Source organism: Vallitalea okinawensis, from assembly GCF_002964605.1.
GTDB lineage: Bacteria > Bacillota > Clostridia > Lachnospirales > PQDH01 > Vallitalea_A > Vallitalea_A okinawensis.
Genome location: NZ_PQDH01000062.1, coordinates 1 through 572 on the forward strand (window position 1 = coordinate 1; position 572 = coordinate 572).

General features: G+C 33.6%; 1 rRNA gene. It reads right to left on the reverse strand.

Going from position 1 to position 572, the window contains the following annotated elements:
* Positions 1-511 precede the first annotated feature (511 nt).
* Positions 512-572 (reverse strand): 16S ribosomal RNA (locus C1Y58_RS26295); the annotation flags it as partial.

A 572-nucleotide genomic window follows, 5' to 3' on the forward strand; every position in this document is an offset into this window, starting at 1 on the left:
GCATCCACCCTACGCTCTTATTATCTTGACCTAATAAATCATCTTACAGATGATTTGAGTTAACGTAGTTAACCTTACAAAGCATAGCTTTAGAAGATTAGGTCAGAAGCATCAAGCGTTAGCTTTATGCGCATGTCACGATTCGACTTATGTTACGATTCGTCACAATGACCTTTACTTACATCAACTTTATTTCAAGAATAGTAGCTGAGTTATTTGCGTTATTGTTATAACATCTAATCATTAAATGAAGAAGTTATAAAATAACCTTGTTTACCTTGTGCGTTACTAAGTAACGCTGTTACGTTATAAATAACGTTAAGTTTTTTGGATATATGATGTCGTTAATATTTAAATCCTGATTTAAATATTAAACTCAATGTGCAATTTTCAATGTACAAATGCGCTCCATTAAAGAAACGCTTAGCTATATTATCATAGCATTTTCAGTTTGTCAAGAGTATTTCTTAAAAACTGAACAGTATAACACATAACCATTTAAATTCCTTAGAAAGGAGGTGATCCAGCCGCACCTTCCGATACGGCTACCTTGTTACGACTTCACCCCAGTC